We start from the raw sequence: 19389 nt of genomic DNA, 5'->3' as shown, positions 1-19389 counted from the left end.
GTTTCTCCTCTTCTCCACCCCGCGTTTGCGCTATAGTGTTTTGACCAAATAAGCGGGAGAACACAATGATTAACGTGGAGATGTTATCCACCGGCGACGAAGTGCTGCATGGACAAATTATTGATACCAATGCTGCCTGGCTTGCCGATCTTTTCTTTGAGCAAGGATTACCGTTAACGCGCCGCAATACGGTGGGCGACAATCTTGAGTCACTGGTCGCTGTTCTGCGCGAGCGCAGTGAACAGTGCGACGTGCTGATTGTGAACGGCGGGCTTGGCCCCACCAGTGACGATCTCAGTGCCCTGGCCGCCGCGACCGCAAAAGGCGAAGGGCTGGTGCTGCATGAGGCGTGGCTCTCGCAGATGGCGCGTTTTTTCTCCGAACGTGGCCGCGTCATGGCCCCCAGCAACCGCAAACAGGCTGAAATTCCCGCCAGTGCTGAACTGGTCGATAACCCGGTCGGTACCGCGTGCGGGTTTGCCATGCAGCTGAACCGCTGCCTGATGTTCTTCACGCCGGGCGTGCCCTCAGAATTTAAAGTGATGGTCGAGCAGCAGATCCTGCCGCGCCTTCGCCAGCGTTTTACCCTGCCGGAACCCCCGCTGTGCCTGCGTCTGACCACTTTTGGCCGTTCGGAAAGCGATCTGGCCCAGAGCCTCGATCACCTCTCACTCCCTCCGGGCGTCTCCATGGGCTATCGCTCCTCCATGCCGATCATTGAGCTTAAGCTGACCGGACCGGCCACCCAGAAAGAGGCGATGCTCGCGCTGTGGCCTGAGGTGCAGCGCGTAGCGGGTGAAAGCCTGATCTTTGAAGGCACGGAAGGGCTACCGGCGCAGATTGCGAAGCATCTGCAGTCGCGTCAGCTGAGCGTGACCTTAAGCGAGCAGTTCACCGGTGGCCTGCTGGCGCTGCAGCTGTCGCGCGTCAACGCGCCGCTGCTGGCCAGCGAAGTGGTGCCGTTCCAGCAGGAGACTCTCGCGCAAACCGCCCGCTGGGCGTCCGAGAGAAGGGTGAAGCATTTTGCCGGTCTGGCGCTGTTTGTCGGCGGGCTGGATGAGGAATACCTCAACTTCGCGCTGGCGACGCCTGAGGGCACTCACGCCCTGCGGGTAAAAATGAGCATTACCCGCCACAGCCTGGCGGTGCGTCAGGAGGTATGCGCCATGATGGCGCTGAACATGCTGCGCCGCTGGCTGAATGGCAAAGAGGTGGCCAGCGAGCACGGCTGGATTAACGTGGTTGAGTCGCTGTTCGTGGAGTAACGCCTGTGCCGGGGCCTTTCGCCCCGGCCATGTTCACCCGAGCGCCTTTGCCAGCAGCGTAATCGGATGCTCGCAGCGCTTGCTGGTGGACATCTCAATCTGCCACTTGCAGGTTTCGCAGTCGGTCACCACGATATCCGCGCCGCTCTCCTCAATCTGACGGAACAGCGGAGCGCCGATCGCCTGCGACGTTTCGTAGTTTTCACGCTTAAAGCCGTAGGTTCCCGCAATCCCGCAGCAGCGTGAGTCCAGCACCGTCAGCTCCAGCCCCGGAATTAACCGCAGCAGCTCAAGCGTATAGAGCGACCAGCCCATTTTTTCCATATGACACGGCGTGTGGTACACCACTTTCAGGGGTAATTTCCCCAGCGGCAACGTCTGTCCGCTGTCCAGCTTGCGCCACAGGAAGCGCGTCGCCAGCTCGATGTGCTCGCGCAGGCCGGTGTTGTCCACGTCCAGCAGATGCGGATACTCGTCGCGCAGGGTGAAGGTACAGGTGGATGAGGTCGCCAATACCGGTATGCCTTTTTCGACAATCGCCTCGCGCAGGGAGGTGACATTGCTTTGCGCCTGCCTGCGCGCTTTATCGGTAAACCCGTTGGCAATCAGCGGCACGCCGCAGCACTTTTCTTTATTCAGTAGCTGAACGCCCGTTCCCATGGCGTTCAGCACCTTCAGCAGATCTTTACCCAGCTGCGGGTGGTTGTAATTCACATAGCAGCCGTGGAAAAAAGCCACCTGCTCGGCGTACTGCGCCTGCTCCGCCGCCACGGATTTATACCAGCGACGGAACGTACCGTGAGAATATTTTGGCAGGCTGCGGTGATGGTCTATCTTCAGCGTGGCATCCAGCAGCTGGCGCACCGGCTTGAGAGCGGTCGCGGCATTCACCAGCGGGGCAAACGGCGTCGAGACGCTGCCCATCAGATCGGTGTGGCTCAGAATCGCGTCCCGCAGCGACGGCTTTTGCGTGCTGTAGCGCGCCCGGGCGCGCTGAATAATATCGCCGATTTTCACATCCGACGGGCAGGCGACTTCGCAGCGTTTGCAGTTAATGCAGTATTTCAGCGCTTCATCGTACAGCTTGCCGTCCTTCAGGCGCAGACGCTCGCCGTCCGGCCCGGCCTGCTTTGGCCCGGGATAGCGTGGGTTCACGCCGCTGACCGGGCAGACGGTGGTACACACCGTGCATTTGATGCAGCTTTCAAAACGGGTATCGTTCATTGTTCAGCCTCCGTGCGCTGGCTAATCTGCTCTGCCACATACAGCGCCGTGACGGCGCAGACTCCGCCACCGCATCCCTGGGTAATGGGATCGTACCCGCCCAGCAGCGAGCCGATGGCAAAGAGATTACTGACGGGCTTACCGGCAAGCTGCGGATGCAGGTGGTTATCGACAATCACGCCGAACTGCTGCCAGGGCTGCGGCGAGAAGAAATCACTCTGATACCAGTCCGCGCGGGAGGCTCGCTGGCGAACATCCAGCCCCATAATGGCTTCCCGGATGCCCTCCCGGCTGCTCAGCAGCCCGTTGCTGAAGAAGCTGCCGCTTGCCAGCACCGTATAGCGTGCACGAAGCGGAATATCGTCGTGGTTGCGCGTCCAGATTTCGCTCACCGCGCCGTCTGTCAGGGTAATTTTTTTCACTTCATCACCTGCCATCCAGACGCCACCCTGCGCAACAAACTTACGCTGGAGCTGGGTATGCAGGCGAATGCCGGGGACAGACGGGGGCAGCGTGGGCAACAAACCGAGCGTGCAGGGCAGACGGTCTGAGAGCCAGCGCCAGAGTCGGTTATCGTTCAGGCCAAAGCACGCGGGCATCAATAGCGCATCGCATCCTGCCGCAAGCGGGCTGAGCGCCTCATACAGCAGCGGCCATTTGTCCTCGTTATCCAGAAAACGGGCGATATTCACCGCGCGAAATTCGCTCGGGTTGTCGCGCAGGACATCAAGCTCGGGCAGCTCTATTTCTGCCGTGTCGGCGTTAACGCCCTGGCGACAGAGCGATGCCGCCGCGAGATGGGGCTGAAAATCCAGAAAGCCGCTAATCCCTACCACCCGCACGCGTCCCGCGCGAATGGGGGCAACGGGCACTTCCTCCGGGCTGAGCCAGGCGGAACGCAGGGTGCCTAGCGGCGTAACGCGCTGGTGATTGAACCTGGCGCTGCCCTGCAGACGCGCGCCGCACTCCGCCAGCAGCGCTTCGGTTTCCAGCGCAAAGCGGTCAATATGCTGTGCACCAACCAGGTGATACGGGTGCTCCGGCGGCAGCTTATCGCGGTACGCTTCGTCCACCAGATCCAGCGAGCCCGACGAGAAGTGCAGGGCGCTCTGCCCCCGGGTGATAATGGCGCAGCGCAGCCCCTGCTTCGTGAGCTTAATGCCGCAGAGCAGGCCCGCCAGCCCGCCGCCGACAATCACGGTATCAAATTTCATCGTGTTGCTCCTTCTCCAGACCGCAAAGCCCCTGGTAGACCCAGCGGGTAAATTCACTTTCACGCAGGGCATCGCCCCAGGCGACAGGCTGAATGCCTTTCCAGCGCTCGTTTAAAAACGCGCTGAGCTGATCGAGCGACTGGGTGGCGGTGGTGGTATGAAAGCGCTGCAGCAGCCCCGCAGCACGGCAGGCGCACAGCTCGCCCTGACAGGTGCCCATTCCGACGCGGGTGCGGCGGCGGAGATCGAGCAGGCTGTTGACCGTCAGGTTCTCCACCGCGTACTGCACTTCACCGGCCGTCACGGCTTCGCACTCGCACACCAGGCTGCGGCTCAATCTTCCTTCACCAAGCCACGGTGGCGTTCTGTCGCCGTGGCGGTATACCGCGGACCCGCGCAGCGGCGCGGGCAGGGAGATGATTTTCTGCAGCGTTTTTTCGGTGGACTGCCGCGATCCCGGCAGCGGCTGTTCTGCCGTGACGCACGGCTCGGTATTTCCGAGCTTGCGGCAGACGGCATCGGTCGCCCACTCGGCCATCAGGCGATAGGTCATCAGCTTGCCGCCGGTGATGGTGATAAACCCGTCCATGCCGTCGCGCGCGGCGTGATCGAGCAGCACGATGCCCCGGCTGACGTTCCGTCCGCTCGGGTCGTTGTCGCTGGCGACCAGCGGACGCACGCCCGCGTAGGCGCGCAGAATCCGCGTCTGCGCCATTACCGGGGCCAGTTTGTCCCCTTCCCGCAGCAGGATATCCACCTCTTCAGCGGTGACGCGGTTGTAATCAATCTCGCTGTAGTCCACGTGCGTTGAAGTCGTACCGATTAACGAAATGGTGTCGCCCGGAACGAGGATATCGGCGTCAGACGGCTTGCGGCAGCGGTTAATCACGTGGTTATTGATGCGGTGGTCGAGGATCAGCAGCGAGCCTTTCGCCGGGAACATGCGCACCGACAGGTCCGCATATTCCGCTATACGCTGGCCCCAGATCCCCGCCGCGTTAACCACTACGGCGGCATACAGCTCGCCGTGCTCGTTGTACTGCGTATCAAACACCCGCACCCCACAGATGCGATGACCTTCGCGAATAAGCCCGGTCACTTCATGTCCGGTCAGAATGCGTGCGCCATGCTCACGGGCGTCCAGCATATTGGCGGCGGTCAGGCGGAACGGATCGACGGTACCGTCAGGGACTTTCACCGCGCCGATAAGCGCCGGGTTAACCGACGGTTCCAGCCGCCGCGCCAGCGCCGGATCCATGGCCTCCGCCTGAATGCCCGCGGCAGTGCAGGCGGTAATAAAGGTGTCCTGAAAGGCGAGGTCATCTTCGGGAAGGGTAATAAAGAGGCCGTCGGTCGGCTCAATGCAGTGGCGTGCGATACGCTTGAGGATCTGGTTTTCAGCAATACATTCGCGCGCGGATTCCGCGTCGGTGACCGCATACCGGGCGCCGCTGTGCAGCAGGCCGTGGTTCCGTCCGGTTGCGCCCGTGGCGATATCATGGCGTTCCAGAAGCGTAACGCTTAAGCCGCGAAGGGCGCAATCGCGCGCGATCCCGGCGCCGGTTGCGCCACCACCAATGATTATCACATCACTATAACGAGGATCGTGACTGGTCATTGTTTACCCTCTATGTTCGTTTTTTATCATTTAGCCATAGTAATTTTGTGGTTTGTTTGATTTCGAACATAAACGCGCGGAATTCGAAAGTGAAACGTGATTTCATGCGCTTTTTTGCGCATTCTGTCATATTTCTGTAACAATCTGTGCGTTGATTCACAGTAACAATCACCGTGGTTTCTTAACATCCCCGCCTCTGGAATTCAGGTGCGAGCCACCTGCTCATTCATTTCAAGGCCACGGAGGCTGTTATGCTCAGTATCTTCAAACCTGCGCCCCACAGGGCGCGTCTGCCAGAGGCAGAAATAGATCCGCTCTATCGCCGTCTGCGTTGGCAAATCTTCCTGGGGATCTTCTTCGGGTATGCGGCGTACTACCTTGTACGTAAAAACTTCGCGCTCGCCATGCCGTATCTGGTGGAGCAGGGCTTCTCCCGCGGCGATCTGGGGTTCGCGCTGTCGGGGATATCCATCGCCTACGGTTTTTCCAAATTCATCATGGGTTCCGTGTCGGATCGCTCTAATCCGCGCGTGTTCCTGCCTGCCGGTCTGATCCTTGCGGCAGCGGTGATGCTGTTTATGGGCTTTGTGCCATGGGCAACCTCCAGCATTGCCATCATGTTCGTGCTGCTGTTTCTCTGCGGCTGGTTCCAGGGAATGGGGTGGCCGCCGTGCGGACGCACCATGGTGCACTGGTGGTCGCAGAAAGAGCGCGGCGGCATCGTGTCGGTGTGGAACTGCGCCCATAATGTGGGCGGCGGTATTCCGCCGCTGCTGTTCCTGCTGGGGATGGCCTGGTTCAACGACTGGCACGCGGCGCTCTATATGCCTGCCTTTGGTGCCATTCTGGTGGCGATTATTGCTTTCGCCCTGATGCGCGATACGCCGCAGTCCTGCGGCCTGCCGCCGATTGAAGAGTACAAAAACGACTATCCGGATGATTACAGCGAGAAGCACGAAGAAGAGCTGACCGCGAAGCAAATCTTTATGAAGTACGTCCTGCCGAACAAGCTGCTGTGGTACATCGCGGTCGCCAACGTGTTCGTTTATCTCCTGCGCTACGGCATTCTGGACTGGTCCCCGACCTACCTGAAAGAGGTGAAGCACTTCGCGCTGGATAAATCCTCCTGGGCGTACTTCCTGTATGAATACGCCGGTATCCCGGGCACCCTGATTTGCGGCTGGATGTCGGACAAGGTGTTTAAGGGCAACCGCGGTGCGACGGGCGTCTTCTTTATGACCCTGGTGACTATCGCAACGGTAGTGTACTGGCTCAACCCGCCGGGAAATCCGGGTGTGGATATGGCCTGTATGATCGTCATCGGCTTCCTGATTTACGGTCCGGTGATGCTGATCGGTCTTCACGCGCTGGAGCTGGCGCCGAAGAAAGCGGCGGGAACGGCGGCGGGCTTTACCGGCCTGTTCGGCTACCTCGGCGGTTCGGTCGCGGCGAGCGCCATCGTGGGCTATACCGTTGACTTCTTCGGCTGGGACGGCGGCTTTATGGTGATGATCGGCGGAAGCGTGCTGGCGGTACTGCTGCTGATTGTTGTGATGATCGGTGAAAAACGTCACCACGCGGAAGTGCTGGCGCGTCGTCAATAAGGAGCTTTGCGATGAAATTAACTCAGTTAGCAACCGGCCTGCTGCTGGCGGGCCTGATGACAGGCTCCGCGCTGGCGGCGGATAAAATCGTTATTGCCCACCGCGGTGCGAGCGGCTATCTGCCAGAGCATACGCTGCCGGCAAAAGCGATGGCCTATGCGCAGGGGGCGGATTACCTGGAGCAGGATCTGGTGATGACGAAGGACGACCAGCTGGTCGTCCTGCACGACCATTATCTTGACCGCGTGACGGACGTGGCAGAGCGTTTCCCGGATCGCGCCCGCAAAGATGGCCGCTTCTACGCCATTGACTTCACGCTGGCGGAGATCCGCTCCCTGAAGTTCACCGAAGGCTTCGAGATTGAAAACGGCAAGAAGGTGCAGGTCTATTCGGGACGTTTCCCGATGGGCAAATCTGACTTCCGGATCCATACCTTCCAGGAAGAGATTGAGTTTGTTCAGGGACTGAACCACTCCACCGGTAAAAACATCGGCATCTACCCGGAAATCAAAGCCCCATGGTTCCACCATCAGGAAGGGAAAGACATTGCCGCGAAGACGCTGGAGGTGCTCAAACAGTACGGCTACACCAGCAAGCAGGACAAAGTCTACCTGCAGTGTTTTGACGCCGCCGAGCTGAAGCGCATCAAAACCGAGCTGGAGCCGAAGATGGGGATGGATCTCAATCTGGTGCAGCTGATTGCCTATACCGACTGGAATGAAACCCAGGAGAAGCAGCCGGACGGCAAGTGGGTGAACTACAGCTACGACTGGATGTTTAAGCCGGGTGCGATGAAGCAGATTGCGCAGTACGCCGACGGCATCGGGCCGGATTACCACATGCTGGTGGCGGAAGGCTCAACGCCGGGACACGTGAAGCTGACGGCGATGGTGAAAGAGGCGCATGCCAGCAAGATGCAGGTGCATCCGTACACCGTGCGTGCAGACCAGCTGCCGCCGTATGCCACGGATGTGAATCAGCTTTATGAGGTGTTATATAACCAGGCGGGCGTGGACGGACTGTTTACGGATTTCCCGGATAAAGCGGTCAGCTTCCTGAAGGATTAACGCTGAAATTGCCGGGTGGCGGCTGCGCCTTACCCGGCCTACGAACTGCGGTTTTGTAGGTCGGGTAAGCGAAGCGCCACCCGACACCATCACATCTCGATCTCGATATCGCCTTTTGCCCGGCAGCAGCAGGGCAAAATTTCCCCTTCGTTGATAAAGGCCAGTGGTTCGGTCAGCCAGTCCACCTGGCCGGCGACCAGACGGCAGCGGCAAGAGCCGCAGTAGCCGGAACGACACTGGTACTCTACTTCGACCTGATGCGCCTCAAGCGCTACCAGCAGAGAAGGGTGCTCTTCCCGACACAGAACCTCAGTGCCGGAAAGACGTAACGTGACGCGTGACATCAGAGCTGGAAGTCGCTCAGGTCGTCGGTGTTGACTTCAGAATCAATTTGACCGACCAGATAAGAACTCACTTCTACTTCCTGCGGCGCAACCTGCACGTTATCGGACACCAGCCAGGTGTTGATCCACGGGATAGGGTTAGAGCGCGTCTGGAACGGCAGGTCGAGACCGACCGCCTGCATGCGGATGTTGGTGATGTACTCAACGTACTGGCACAGGATGTCTTTGTTCAGGCCAATCATGGAGCCGTCGCGGAACAGGTAGTCTGCCCACTCTTTCTCCTGCTGAGCCGCCAGCACGAACAGGTCATAGCACTCCTGCTTGCACTCTTCGGCGATTTCCGCCATCTCCGGATCGTCCGTGCCGCTGCGCAGCAGGTTCAGCATGTGCTGGGTACCGGTGAGGTGCAGGGCTTCATCGCGGGCAATAAGACGGATGATTTTGGCGTTGCCTTCCATCAGCTTGCGCTCGGCAAAGGCGAAGGAGCAGGCGAAGCTGACGTAGAAGCGGATCGCTTCCAGCGCGTTAACACTCATCAGGCACAGGTACAGCTGCTTTTTCAGCGCGCGCAGGTTCACGGTGATGGTTTTGCCATCCACGTTGTGGGTGCCTTCGCCCAGCAGGTGCCAGTAGCTGGTCATCTCGATCAGCTCGTCGTAGTAATGGGCAATGCCTTCCGCGCGCTTCTGGATCTGCTCGTTGGTGACGATATCGTCAAACACCACTGCCGGATCGTTCACGATGTTGCGAATGATGTGGGTGTAAGAGCGGGAGTGGATCGTCTCGGAGAACGCCCAGGTTTCCACCCAGGTTTCCAGCTCAGGAATCGAGATCAGCGGCAGCAGCGCCACGTTCGGGCTACGGCCCTGAATGGAGTCCAGCAGCGTCTGGTACTTCAGGTTGCTGATGAAGATATGTTTTTCGTGATCCGGCAGAGACTGGTAGTCAATACGGTCGCGGGAGACGTCCACTTCTTCCGGACGCCAGAAGAAGGAGAGTTGCTTTTCAATCAGCTTTTCGAAGATGTCATATTTTTGCTGATCGTAGCGTGCCACGTTGACCGGCTGGCCGAAGAACATCGGCTCTTTGAGCTGGTCGTTTTTCGTCTGTGAAAAGGTGGTATATGCCATGAGTGTGTCCTAAAAACGTAGGCCGGGTAAGCGTAGCGCCACCCGGCATTTACATTAGATCTTACATGCGCCGCTTTCGCAGCCATCGTCCTGAATTGACGGAACCAGGTCATCCTGCGCGTCTTCCGCACCGTCACGGGTGTTGTGATAGTACAGCGTTTTCACGCCAAACTTGTAGGCGGTGAGCAGGTCTTTCAACAGCTGCTGCATCGGCACCTTGCCGGACGGGAAGCGCGTCGGGTCATAGTTGGTATTGGCAGAGATCGACTGGTCGATAAACTTCTGCATGATACCCACCAGCTGCAGGTAGCCGTCGTTGTTTGGCATTTCCCACAGCAGCTCGTAGTTGTCACCCAGCGTCTCGTAATCCGGTACCACCTGACGCAGCACGCCGTCTTTCGAGGCTTTGATGCTGACGTGGCCGCGCGGCGGCTCAATACCGTTGGTGGCGTTAGAGATCTGCGAAGAGGTCTCGGACGGCATCAGGGCAGAGAGCGTGGAGTTACGCAGGCCATGAGTCTTGATGGACTCGCGCAGGCCTTCCCAGTCGAGGTGCAGCGGCTCGCTGACGATCGCATCCAGGTCTTTCTTATAGGTGTCGATCGGCAGAATGCCTTTCGCGTAGGTGGTTTCGTTGAACCACGGGCACGCGCCTTGCTCTTTCGCCAGCTCGTTGGACGCTTTCATCAGGTAGTACTGAATCGCTTCGAACGTCTGGTGCGTCAGGTTGTTGGCGCTGCCGTCGGAGTAACGCTTGCCGTTTTTCGCCAGCCAGTAGGCGAAGTTGATCACGCCGATACCCAGGGTACGACGCCCCATCGCACCGCGTTTCGCGGCCGGGATTGGGTAATCCTGGTAGTCCAGCAGGGCGTCGAGCGCACGAACCGCCAGCACGGCCAGCTCTTCCAGCTCGTCCAGGCTCTTGATTGCGCCCAGGTTGAACGCGGACAGCGTACACAGCGCAATTTCACCGTTTTCGTCGTTCACGTCTTCCAGCGGTTTGGTCGGCAGGGCGATCTCCAGGCACAGGTTAGACTGGCGCACTGGTGCAACCACCGGATCAAACGGGCTGTGGGTGTTGCAGTGGTCAACGTTCTGGATGTAGATACGGCCGGTAGAGGCACGTTCCTGCATCATCAGGGAGAACAGGTCCACCGCCTTCACGCGCTGCTTGCGGATGCTGTCGTCTTTTTCGTATTTGGTGTACAGACGCTCGAATTCGTCCTGATCGGCGAAGAACGCGTCATACAGGCCCGGGACGTCGGACGGGCTGAACAGGGTGATCTCTTCGCCCTTCAGCAGACGGGTGTACATCAGCTTGTTGATCTGCACGCCGTAGTCCATGTGACGCACGCGGTTGCCTTCAACACCACGGTTGTTTTTCAGGACCAGCAGGCTTTCCACTTCCAGGTGCCACATAGGGTAGAACAAGGTCGCAGCACCGCCGCGCACGCCGCCCTGAGAGCAGGATTTTACCGCCGTCTGGAAGTGCTTATAGAACGGGATACAGCCGGTGTGGAACGCTTCACCGCCGCGAATCGGGCTGCCCAGCGCACGGATGCGACCGGCGTTGATGCCGATACCGGCACGCTGGGAAACGTATTTCACGATGGCGCTGGACGTGGCGTTGATGGAATCCAGGCTGTCACCGCACTCGATCAGTACGCAGGAGCTGAACTGACGGGTTGGGGTGCGCACGCCAGACATGATTGGCGTCGGCAGTGAAATCTTGAACGTCGATACCGCATCGTAGAAACGCTTCACGTAATCCAGACGGGTGTCACGCGGATAGTTGGAGAACAGGCAGGCGGCCACCAGAATATAGAGGAACTGGGCGCTTTCGTAGATCTCACCGGTTACACGGTTCTGAACCAGGTATTTGCCTTCGAGCTGCTTCACCGCCGCGTAGGAGAAGTTCATGTCGCGCCAGTGATCGATAAACCCGTTCATCTGCTCGAACTCTTCTTCCGTATAGTCTTCCAGCAGATGCGTGTCGTATTTGCCCAGCTCAACCATTTTCACCACGTGATCGTAAAGCTTCGGCGGCTCAAACTGGCCGTAGGCTTTTTTACGCAGGTGGAAAATCGCCAGACGTGCAGCGAGGTACTGATAATCCGGTGCTTCGCGGGAGATGAGGTCCGCCGCCGCTTTAATGATCGTTTCGTGGATATCAGACGTTTTGATGCCGTCGTAGAACTGGATGTGTGAACGCAGTTCAACCTGGGAGATAGATACGTTGTTCAGTCCTTCTGCTGCCCAGTCGAGAACTCGATGGATTTTGTCCAGATTGATACGCTCGGTAGTACCGTCGCGCTTTGTCACCAGCAGACTCTGATTCATGTGGGGTTTACCTGTCCGTGAAATAAAAAAATATCCCCCGCTTATCCACAGAACCGTCTTGTGACTAACTCTGTGGATAAATACTACATATAGGGGGTTTGCGATAAGAAAAACGCTATATGGTGAGTATTCTAGTAAGGATTCTTTTCAGTACAAGGGTTGATTTTGACGTTAAATTGAGGTTGTGAAAGGGTAAAAAAGGCTAAGTCCTCGTGCTGTAAGGCCTGGAAGACATGTCAATAATTAAGAAAAAAAATTCAAAATTTGATCGAGTGCTGATTTCTTCAACGGGCGGTCAGAATTGCGCAACATGATGTCGCGCAATCTTTATAAGAATAACGAATGACGTTAATCGTTTTTGGCGGTTGTATGCAACATATAGTTAACATCAACGCCCGGTGCGAGTTTGAATTTATTGGTCAGCGGATTGTAGTGCAGACCGGTGATGTGCTGCTCCTTGAGCCACGTCTGGTCGACCCAGCTTAACAGTTCCGCAGGCTTGATGAATTTCTTCACGTCATGCGTGCCTTTCGGCACCATGCGCAGCACATACTCCGCGCCAACGACGGCCATCAGCCAGGCTTTACCGTTGCGGTTGATGGTCGAGAAGAAGACCTGTCCACCCGGTTTCACCAGTTTTGCACAGGCGTGCACCACGGACTGCGGATCGGGAACGTGTTCCAGCATCTCCATGCAGGTTACCACATCGTACTGATGGGCATGTTTTGCCGCGTGTTCTTCCACGGTTTCCTGCACGTAGTCCACCTGTATGCCAGACTCCAGCGCATGAAGACGAGCAACCTGCAGCGGTTCAAAGCCCATATCCAGGCCCGTGACGTTCGCCCCTTCGCGCGCCATGCTTTCCGCCAGGATACCGCCACCGCAGCCGACATCGAGCACTTTTTTACCGAACAGACCGCCGGAGCGCTCCGCGATATAGCCCAGACGCAGCGGGTTAATACGGTGCAGCGGTTTGAACTCGCCTTCGAGATCCCACCAGCGGGACGCCACCGCTTCAAATTTGGCAATCTCTTCGTGGTCAACGTTGTGAGCCACCGGGGATTTTTCGGCATTCATGGGCGCTTTTACTCCTTATTTAGCAAGACGAATGAGTATATCAGGCAATCCCTGTGAATAAAGCGTATAGGTTTACCTCAATCATCTCGGCTGTGTTATAATTTGCGACCTTTGAATCCGGGATACAGTAGAGGGATAGCGGTTAGATGAGCGACCTTGCGAGAGAAATTACACCGGTTAACATCGAGGAAGAGCTGAAGAGCTCCTATCTGGACTATGCGATGTCGGTCATTGTTGGCCGTGCGCTGCCGGACGTCCGCGATGGCCTTAAGCCGGTACACCGTCGCGTACTATACGCCATGAACGTATTGGGCAATGACTGGAATAAAGCCTATAAAAAATCTGCCCGCGTCGTCGGTGACGTCATCGGTAAATATCACCCGCATGGTGATATCGCCGTTTATGACACCATCGTTCGTATGGCGCAGCCATTCTCCTTGCGCTACATGCTGGTAGATGGTCAGGGTAACTTTGGTTCAGTCGACGGCGACTCCGCTGCGGCGATGCGTTATACGGAAATCCGTATGTCGAAAATCGCTCATGAGCTGATGGCCGACCTGGAAAAAGAGACCGTTGATTTCGTCGATAACTACGACGGCACCGAGCGCATCCCAGATGTGATGCCCACCAAGATCCCGAACCTGTTAGTGAACGGTTCTTCCGGTATCGCGGTCGGTATGGCAACCAACATTCCGCCGCACAATATCACCGAGGTGATCAACGGCTGTCTGGCTTATATCGACGATGAAGATATCAGCATTGAAGGGCTGATGGCACACATCCCGGGCCCGGACTTCCCGACAGCGGCGATCATCAACGGTCGTCGCGGCATTGAAGAAGCGTACCGTACCGGCCGCGGCAAGATTTACATCCGTGCCCGCGCTGAAGTAGAAGCGGACGCCAAAACCGGCCGTGAAACCATTATTGTTCACGAGATCCCGTATCAGGTGAACAAAGCGCGTCTGATTGAAAAAATCGCCGAGCTGGTAAAAGAAAAACGCGTTGAAGGCATCAGCGCGCTGCGTGACGAGTCTGATAAAGACGGTATGCGCATCGTGATTGAGATCAAACGCGACGCGGTGGGTGAGGTTGTCCTGAATAACCTGTACTCCCAGACGCAGCTTCAGGTCTCCTTCGGTATCAACATGGTTGCGCTGCACCATGGTCAGCCGAAGATCATGAACCTGAAAGAGATCCTGAGCGCGTTCGTCCGTCACCGCCGTGAAGTGGTGACCCGTCGTACCATATTCGAACTGCGCAAAGCGCGCGACCGTGCGCACATCCTTGAAGCGCTGGCGGTTGCGCTGGCCAACATCGACCCGATCATCGAGCTGATCCGTCGTGCGCCAACCCCGGCGGAAGCGAAAACCGCGCTGGTTTCCCGTCCGTGGGATCTGGGCAACGTCGCCGCGATGCTGGAACGTGCGGGCGATGACGCGGCGCGTCCTGAATGGCTGGAACCTGAGTTCGGCGTGCGTGACGGTCAATACTACCTGACTGAACAGCAGGCCCAGGCGATTCTGGATCTGCGTCTGCAGAAACTGACCGGCCTTGAGCATGAAAAATTGCTCGACGAATACAAAGAGCTGCTGGAACAGATTGCTGAGCTGCTGCATATCCTGGGCAGCGCAGAGCGCCTGATGGAAGTGATCCGCGAAGAGCTGGAGCTGGTCCGCGATCAGTTCGGCGACGAGCGCCGCACCGAAATCACCGCCAACAGCGCGGACATCAACATCGAAGACCTGATCAACCAGGAAGACGTTGTGGTGACCCTGTCTCACCAGGGCTACGTGAAGTATCAGCCGTTAACCGACTACGAAGCACAGCGTCGTGGCGGTAAAGGTAAATCTGCAGCACGTATTAAAGAAGAAGACTTTATTGACCGCCTGCTGGTGGCGAACACCCATGACACGATCCTCTGCTTCTCCAGCCGCGGTCGTCTGTACTGGATGAAAGTCTATCAGCTGCCGGAAGCAAGCCGTGGCGCACGTGGTCGTCCAATCGTTAACCTGCTGCCGCTGGAAGCGAACGAACGTATCACCGCCATTCTGCCGGTACGCGAGTACGAAGAGGGCGTGAACGTCTTTATGGCGACCGCCAGCGGTACCGTGAAGAAAACCGCGCTGACCGAATTCAGCCGTCCGCGTTCTGCCGGTATTATCGCCGTGAACCTGAACGAAGGCGACGAGCTGATTGGCGTGGATCTGACCTCGGGCTCCGATGAAGTCATGCTCTTCTCTGCGGCCGGTAAAGTGGTGCGCTTCAAAGAAGACGCCGTCCGTGCAATGGGCCGTACCGCGACGGGCGTGCGTGGTATCAAACTGGCTGGCGAAGACAGCGTTGTTTCTCTGATTATTCCGCGCGGTGAAGGGGCTATCCTGACCGTCACGCAGAATGGTTACGGTAAACGTACGGCGGAAGGGGAATACCCAACCAAGTCTCGCGGCACGCAGGGCGTTATCTCCATCAAGGTGACCGAGCGCAACGGTTCCGTTGTCGGCGCGGTGCAGGTAGACGATGCCGACCAGATCATGATGATCACCGATGCCGGTACGCTGGTGCGTACCCGCGTGTCTGAGATCAGCGTGGTGGGTCGTAACACTCAGGGCGTGATCCTCATCCGTACAGCGGAAGATGAAAACGTGGTGGGTCTGCAGCGCGTTGCCGAGCCGGTGGATGACGAAGAGCTCGACTCCATCGACGGTAGCGTCGCGGAAGGCGATGAGGACATCGCGCCAGAAGCCGACACCGACGATGACGTAGCGGATGACGCTGACGAGTAATGTCTCATGATGTAAAAAAGGGCCGGATTCCGGCCCTTTTCTTTTGCAGAAGCAGATAAGTCAACGTTGCGACCTGGCGCGTTTACCGCTACCTTAACCACATTCTTTTGACCCCGACGGCGGAGCCTCGCCCCCTTGAAATACCTCGTCTCCTTTCGTACTACGCTGAAAGTCTCTCGCTATCTGTTTAGAGCGCTGGCGCTCCTGCTTTGGCTGCTGGTGGCCTTGTTCTCGGTGTTTTACATCGTTAATGCGCTGCATCAGAAAGAAGCGGAGATCCGCCAGGAGTTTAACTTAAGCTCCGACCAGGCCCAGCGCTACATTCAGCGAACGTCTGACGTCATGAAGGAGCTGAAGTATATTGCCGAGAATCGTCTGACGGCGGAAAACGGTATTCTTGCGCTCCGCGGGCGTAACGACAAAACCGAAGTTCCGGACTTCCAGCCGCTGTTCCCGGATTCCGATTGCTCCACCATGAGCAATACCTGGCGCGGGTCGCTGGAATCGCTAGCCTGGTTTATGCGCTACTGGCGCGACAATTTCTCCGCCGCCTATGACCTGAACCGCGTCTTCCTGATTGGCAGCGAAAATCTCTGCATGGCTGACTTTGGCCTGCGCGACGTGCCCGTTGAGCGTGACAATGCGTTGAAAAGCCTGCATGAACGTATTGTGAAATACCGCAATGCCCCACAGGACGAGCGCGGGAATAACATCTTCTGGGTGAGCCAGGGCCCGCGCCCCGGCGTGGGCTATTTCTATGCCCTGACGCCGGTTTATCTCGGTAATCGCCTGCAGGCGCTGATGGGGATTGAGCAGACCATCCGCATGGAAAACTTCTTCACCCCTGGCAGCCTGCCCATGGGGGTGACCATTCTGGATGAAAACGGCCATCAGCTGATCTCGCTTGCCGGGCCCGATAACCGGCTGAACGTCGAACCGCACTGGATGCAGGAACGGTCGTGGTTTGGCTATACCTCGGGCTTCCGCGAGCTGGTGCTGAAGAAGAGCCTGCCGCCTTCGTCGCTGAGTATCGTCTATTCGCTGCCGGTGGATATGGTACTTGAGCGGATACGCATTCTTATCATGAATGCAATTCTGCTCAACCTGCTGGCGGGGGGCGCGCTGTTTACGCTGGCGCGCATGTATGAGCGGAAAATCTTTATTCCCGCCGAAAGCGACGCCCAGCGCCTGGAGGAACACGAGCAGTTTAACCGCAAGATTGTTGCCTCGGCGCCGGTGGGGATCTGTATCCTGCGTACCCAGGACGGGACCAACATTCTGAGTAACGAACTGGCGCATAACTACCTGAACATGCTGACGCACGAAGACCGGCAGAGGCTGACGCAGATTATCTGCGGTCAGCAGGTTAACTTCGTTGACGTGCTCACCAGTACGCACACCAACCTGCAGATCAGCTTTGTCCATTCCCGCTATCGCAATGAAAACGTGGCGATTTGCGTGCTGGTGGATGTCTCCGCGCGCGTGAAGATGGAAGAGTCGTTGCAGGAGATGGCGCAGGCGGCGGAGCAGGCCAGCCAGTCAAAATCCATGTTCCTTGCGACCGTCAGCCACGAGCTGCGTACGCCGCTGTACGGGATTATCGGTAACCTCGATCTGCTGCAGACGAAGGAATTGCCGAAAGGCGTCGACCGGCTGGTGACGGCGATGAACAACTCCTCCAGCCTGCTGCTGAAAATCATCAGCGATATTCTCGACTTCTCTAAAATTGAGTCCGAGCAGCTGAAAATCGAGCCGCGCGAGTTTTCACCGCGCGAGGTGATGAACCACATCAGCGCCAACTATCTGCCGCTGGTGGTGCGTAAACAGCTGGGGCTCTACTGCTTTATCGAACCGGACGTGCCGCTGACGCTGCACGGCGATCCGATGCGCCTGCAGCAGGTCATCTCTAACCTGCTCAGCAACGCCATCAAATTTACCGATACCGGCTGTATTGTGCTGCACGTCTGCCGGGCAGGGGATTACCTGAGCATTCGCGTGCGCGACACGGGGGTTGGCATCCCGGCGAAGGAGGTGGTTCGTCTGTTCGATCCGTTCTTCCAGGTCGGTACCGGCGTGCAGCGTAACTTCCAGGGCACCGGACTGGGGCTGGCGATTTGTGAGAAGCTCGTCAGCATGATGGACGGCGATATCTCCGTGGATACCGAGCCCGGCATGGGCAGCCAGTTCACCATCCGCATTCCGCTCTATTCGGCGCAATATCCGGCAAAAGCCACGGTAGACGGGCTGAGCGATAAGCGCTGCTGGCTGGCGGTGCATAACGCCTCGCTGAATGACTATCTGACGGCGCTGCTGACCCACTGCGGCGTGAGGGTGTGCCGCTATGAAGGTCAAACACCGGACGTTGACGATGTGCTGATCGCCGACGAGATGCAGGAGCAGCCGTGGCAGGGGAGAGGGTCGGCGCTCTTCTGCCGTCGCCACATCGGCATTCCCGTCGAGCGCGCGCCTGGGGAATGGGTACACAGTGTTGCGACGCCGCACGAGCTGTTGAGCTTGCTGGCACGCATCTACAAAGTGGAGCTGGAAGAGCGCGACGGCGCGGGCGGATTGCCGTCACCGGAGTCTCTGGCGTCGGTGAATGACGATATGATGATTCTGGTGGTGGATGACCATCCGATTAACCGCCGCCTGCTGGCTGACCAGCTTGGATCGCTGGGCTACCAGTGCAAAACCGCCAATGACGGCGTGGATGCGCTGAACGTGCTGAGTAAGAATCATATTGATATCGTGCTGAGCGACGTCAACATGCCTAACATGGACGGCTACCGTCTGACGCAGCGCATCCGGCAGCTTGGCCTGACGCTGCCGGTGGTGGGCGTAACGGCGAACGCGCTGGCGGAAGAGAAGCAGCGCTGTCTGGAGTCAGGCATGGACAGCTGTCTGTCGAAACCGGTGACGCTGGACGTGCTGAAGCAGACGTTGTCCGTCTATGCGGATCGGGTAAGGAAAACGAGACAATAAAAAAGGCCCGCAAGGACCTTTTCTGCGGGGTCTGTAGGCCGGGTAAGCGTGAGCGCCACCCGGCATAGACAGCGGAGATCAATCTTTGTCAGTTGCACTCAGCGTCACGGAGGAGAGATAGTTGAGCAGCGCAATATCATTGTCCACACCCAGTTTCATCATCGCTGATTTCTTCTGGCTGCTGATGGTTTTAATACTGCGGTTCAGCTTCTTGGCAATCTCGGTCACCAGGAAACCTTCTGCGAACAGGCGCAGAACTTCACTCTCTTTCGGCGACAGACGTTTGTCACCATAGCCACCCGCGCTGATTTTTTCCAGCAGACGAGAAACGCTTTCAGGCGTGAACTTCTTGCCTTTCTGCAGCGCCGCAAGCGCTTTAGGCAGATCGGTCGGTGCGCCTTGTTTCAGCACAATCCCTTCGATATCCAGATCCAGTACCGCGCTCAGGATCGCCGGGTTGTTGTTCATGGTCAGAACAATGATCGAGATATCCGGGAAGTGACGTTTAATATATTTGATGAGCGTGATCCCATCACCGTATTTGTCTCCGGGCATGGAGAGATCGGTAATGAGCACGTGTGCATCAAGCTTTGGGAGGTTATTGATCAGTGCTGTAGAGTCTTCAAATTCACCGACTACATTCACCCACTCGATCTGTTCAAGTGATTTGCGAATACCGAACAGTACAATCGGATGGTCATCGGCAATAATTACGTTCATATTGTTCATGTATAAGGCTAC

The 19389-nt window shown here is 57.5% G+C and carries 13 protein-coding genes; 5 read left to right on the top strand and 8 right to left on the bottom strand.

Annotated features, from left to right (window positions below; genetic code table 11):
• The first annotated feature begins 65 nt into the window (after nt 1-65).
• Nucleotides 66-1265 (top strand): nicotinamide mononucleotide deamidase-related protein YfaY, encoded by a 1200-nt coding sequence (locus ACOTXF_RS17580; protein WP_021241545.1) that lies wholly within the window; start codon nt 66-68, stop codon nt 1263-1265.
• A 33-nt stretch (nt 1266-1298) separates the two neighbouring features.
• Here ACOTXF_RS17580 and glpC read toward each other — a convergent pair whose 3' ends face one another.
• The 3 genes from glpC to glpA are packed head-to-tail and all read right to left on the bottom strand — an operon-like array spanning nt 1299 to nt 5321.
• Nucleotides 1299-2489 carry an anaerobic glycerol-3-phosphate dehydrogenase subunit GlpC gene (gene glpC / locus ACOTXF_RS17575; protein ID WP_023325753.1) on the bottom strand — a complete coding sequence of 397 codons (1191 nt, stop codon included), beginning with the start codon at nt 2487-2489 and terminating at the stop codon, nt 1299-1301.
• Nucleotides 2486-3703 (bottom strand): glycerol-3-phosphate dehydrogenase subunit GlpB, encoded by a 1218-nt coding sequence (gene glpB, locus ACOTXF_RS17570; protein WP_047747627.1) that lies wholly within the window; start codon nt 3701-3703, stop codon nt 2486-2488. The genes glpC and glpB overlap by 4 nt, the downstream gene beginning before the upstream one ends.
• Nucleotides 3693-5321 carry an anaerobic glycerol-3-phosphate dehydrogenase subunit A gene (gene glpA / locus ACOTXF_RS17565; protein ID WP_047747626.1) on the bottom strand — a complete coding sequence of 543 codons (1629 nt, stop codon included), beginning with the start codon at nt 5319-5321 and terminating at the stop codon, nt 3693-3695. The genes glpB and glpA overlap by 11 nt, the downstream gene beginning before the upstream one ends.
• Before the next feature lie 251 nt (nt 5322-5572).
• Here glpA and glpT point away from each other — a divergent pair, with 251 nt between their 5' ends.
• Both glpT and glpQ read left to right on the top strand, forming a co-directional pair.
• Complete coding sequence (gene glpT / locus ACOTXF_RS17560) at nt 5573-6925, top strand: glycerol-3-phosphate transporter (RefSeq protein WP_008500232.1); 1353 nt, start codon at nt 5573-5575, stop codon at nt 6923-6925.
• A gap of 11 nt (nt 6926-6936) precedes the next feature.
• Nucleotides 6937-7992 (top strand): glycerophosphodiester phosphodiesterase, encoded by a 1056-nt coding sequence (glpQ, locus tag ACOTXF_RS17555; protein ID WP_047747625.1) that lies wholly within the window; start codon nt 6937-6939, stop codon nt 7990-7992.
• 89 nt (nt 7993-8081) lie between these two features.
• Here glpQ and yfaE read toward each other — a convergent pair whose 3' ends face one another.
• The 4 genes from yfaE to ubiG form a co-directional block, all read right to left on the bottom strand.
• Complete coding sequence (gene yfaE / locus ACOTXF_RS17550) at nt 8082-8336, bottom strand: class I ribonucleotide reductase maintenance protein YfaE (protein ID WP_023294104.1); 255 nt, start codon at nt 8334-8336, stop codon at nt 8082-8084.
• Nucleotides 8336-9466 (bottom strand): class Ia ribonucleoside-diphosphate reductase subunit beta, encoded by a 1131-nt coding sequence (gene nrdB / locus ACOTXF_RS17545; protein WP_025913162.1) that lies wholly within the window; start codon nt 9464-9466, stop codon nt 8336-8338. The genes yfaE and nrdB overlap by 1 nt, the downstream gene beginning before the upstream one ends.
• 54 nt (nt 9467-9520) lie before the next feature.
• Complete coding sequence (nrdA, locus tag ACOTXF_RS17540) at nt 9521-11806, bottom strand: class 1a ribonucleoside-diphosphate reductase subunit alpha (RefSeq protein ID WP_008500237.1); 2286 nt, start codon at nt 11804-11806, stop codon at nt 9521-9523.
• Between the two features lie 348 nt (nt 11807-12154).
• Nucleotides 12155-12883, bottom strand: coding sequence for a bifunctional 2-polyprenyl-6-hydroxyphenol methylase/3-demethylubiquinol 3-O-methyltransferase UbiG (gene ubiG / locus ACOTXF_RS17535; RefSeq protein WP_021241539.1), 729 nt, complete (start codon nt 12881-12883; stop codon nt 12155-12157).
• 146 nt (nt 12884-13029) lie between these two features.
• Here ubiG and gyrA point away from each other — a divergent pair, with 146 nt between their 5' ends.
• Nucleotides 13030-15666 carry a DNA topoisomerase (ATP-hydrolyzing) subunit A gene (gene gyrA, locus ACOTXF_RS17530; RefSeq protein ID WP_021241538.1) on the top strand — a complete coding sequence of 879 codons (2637 nt, stop codon included), beginning with the start codon at nt 13030-13032 and terminating at the stop codon, nt 15664-15666.
• 135 nt (nt 15667-15801) lie between these two features.
• Nucleotides 15802-18648, top strand: coding sequence for a two-component system sensor histidine kinase RcsC (gene rcsC, locus ACOTXF_RS17525; protein ID WP_047747624.1), 2847 nt, complete (start codon nt 15802-15804; stop codon nt 18646-18648).
• A 78-nt stretch (nt 18649-18726) separates the two neighbouring features.
• Here the strand turns inward: rcsC and rcsB are convergent, their stop codons facing one another.
• A complete protein-coding gene (gene rcsB, locus ACOTXF_RS17520) occupies nt 18727-19377 on the bottom strand; it encodes a response regulator transcription factor RcsB (protein WP_003859405.1) in 651 nt (216 codons plus the stop codon).
• Nucleotides 19378-19389 lie beyond the last annotated feature (12 nt).

Origin of the sequence: Enterobacter cloacae complex sp. IR53041 (assembly GCF_049238285.1) — a bacterium.
Classification (GTDB): Bacteria; Pseudomonadota; Gammaproteobacteria; order Enterobacterales; family Enterobacteriaceae; genus Enterobacter; species Enterobacter roggenkampii.
The sequence above is the reverse complement of the archived record's forward strand: the minus strand, read 5'-3'. Positions and strand labels throughout refer to the sequence as shown.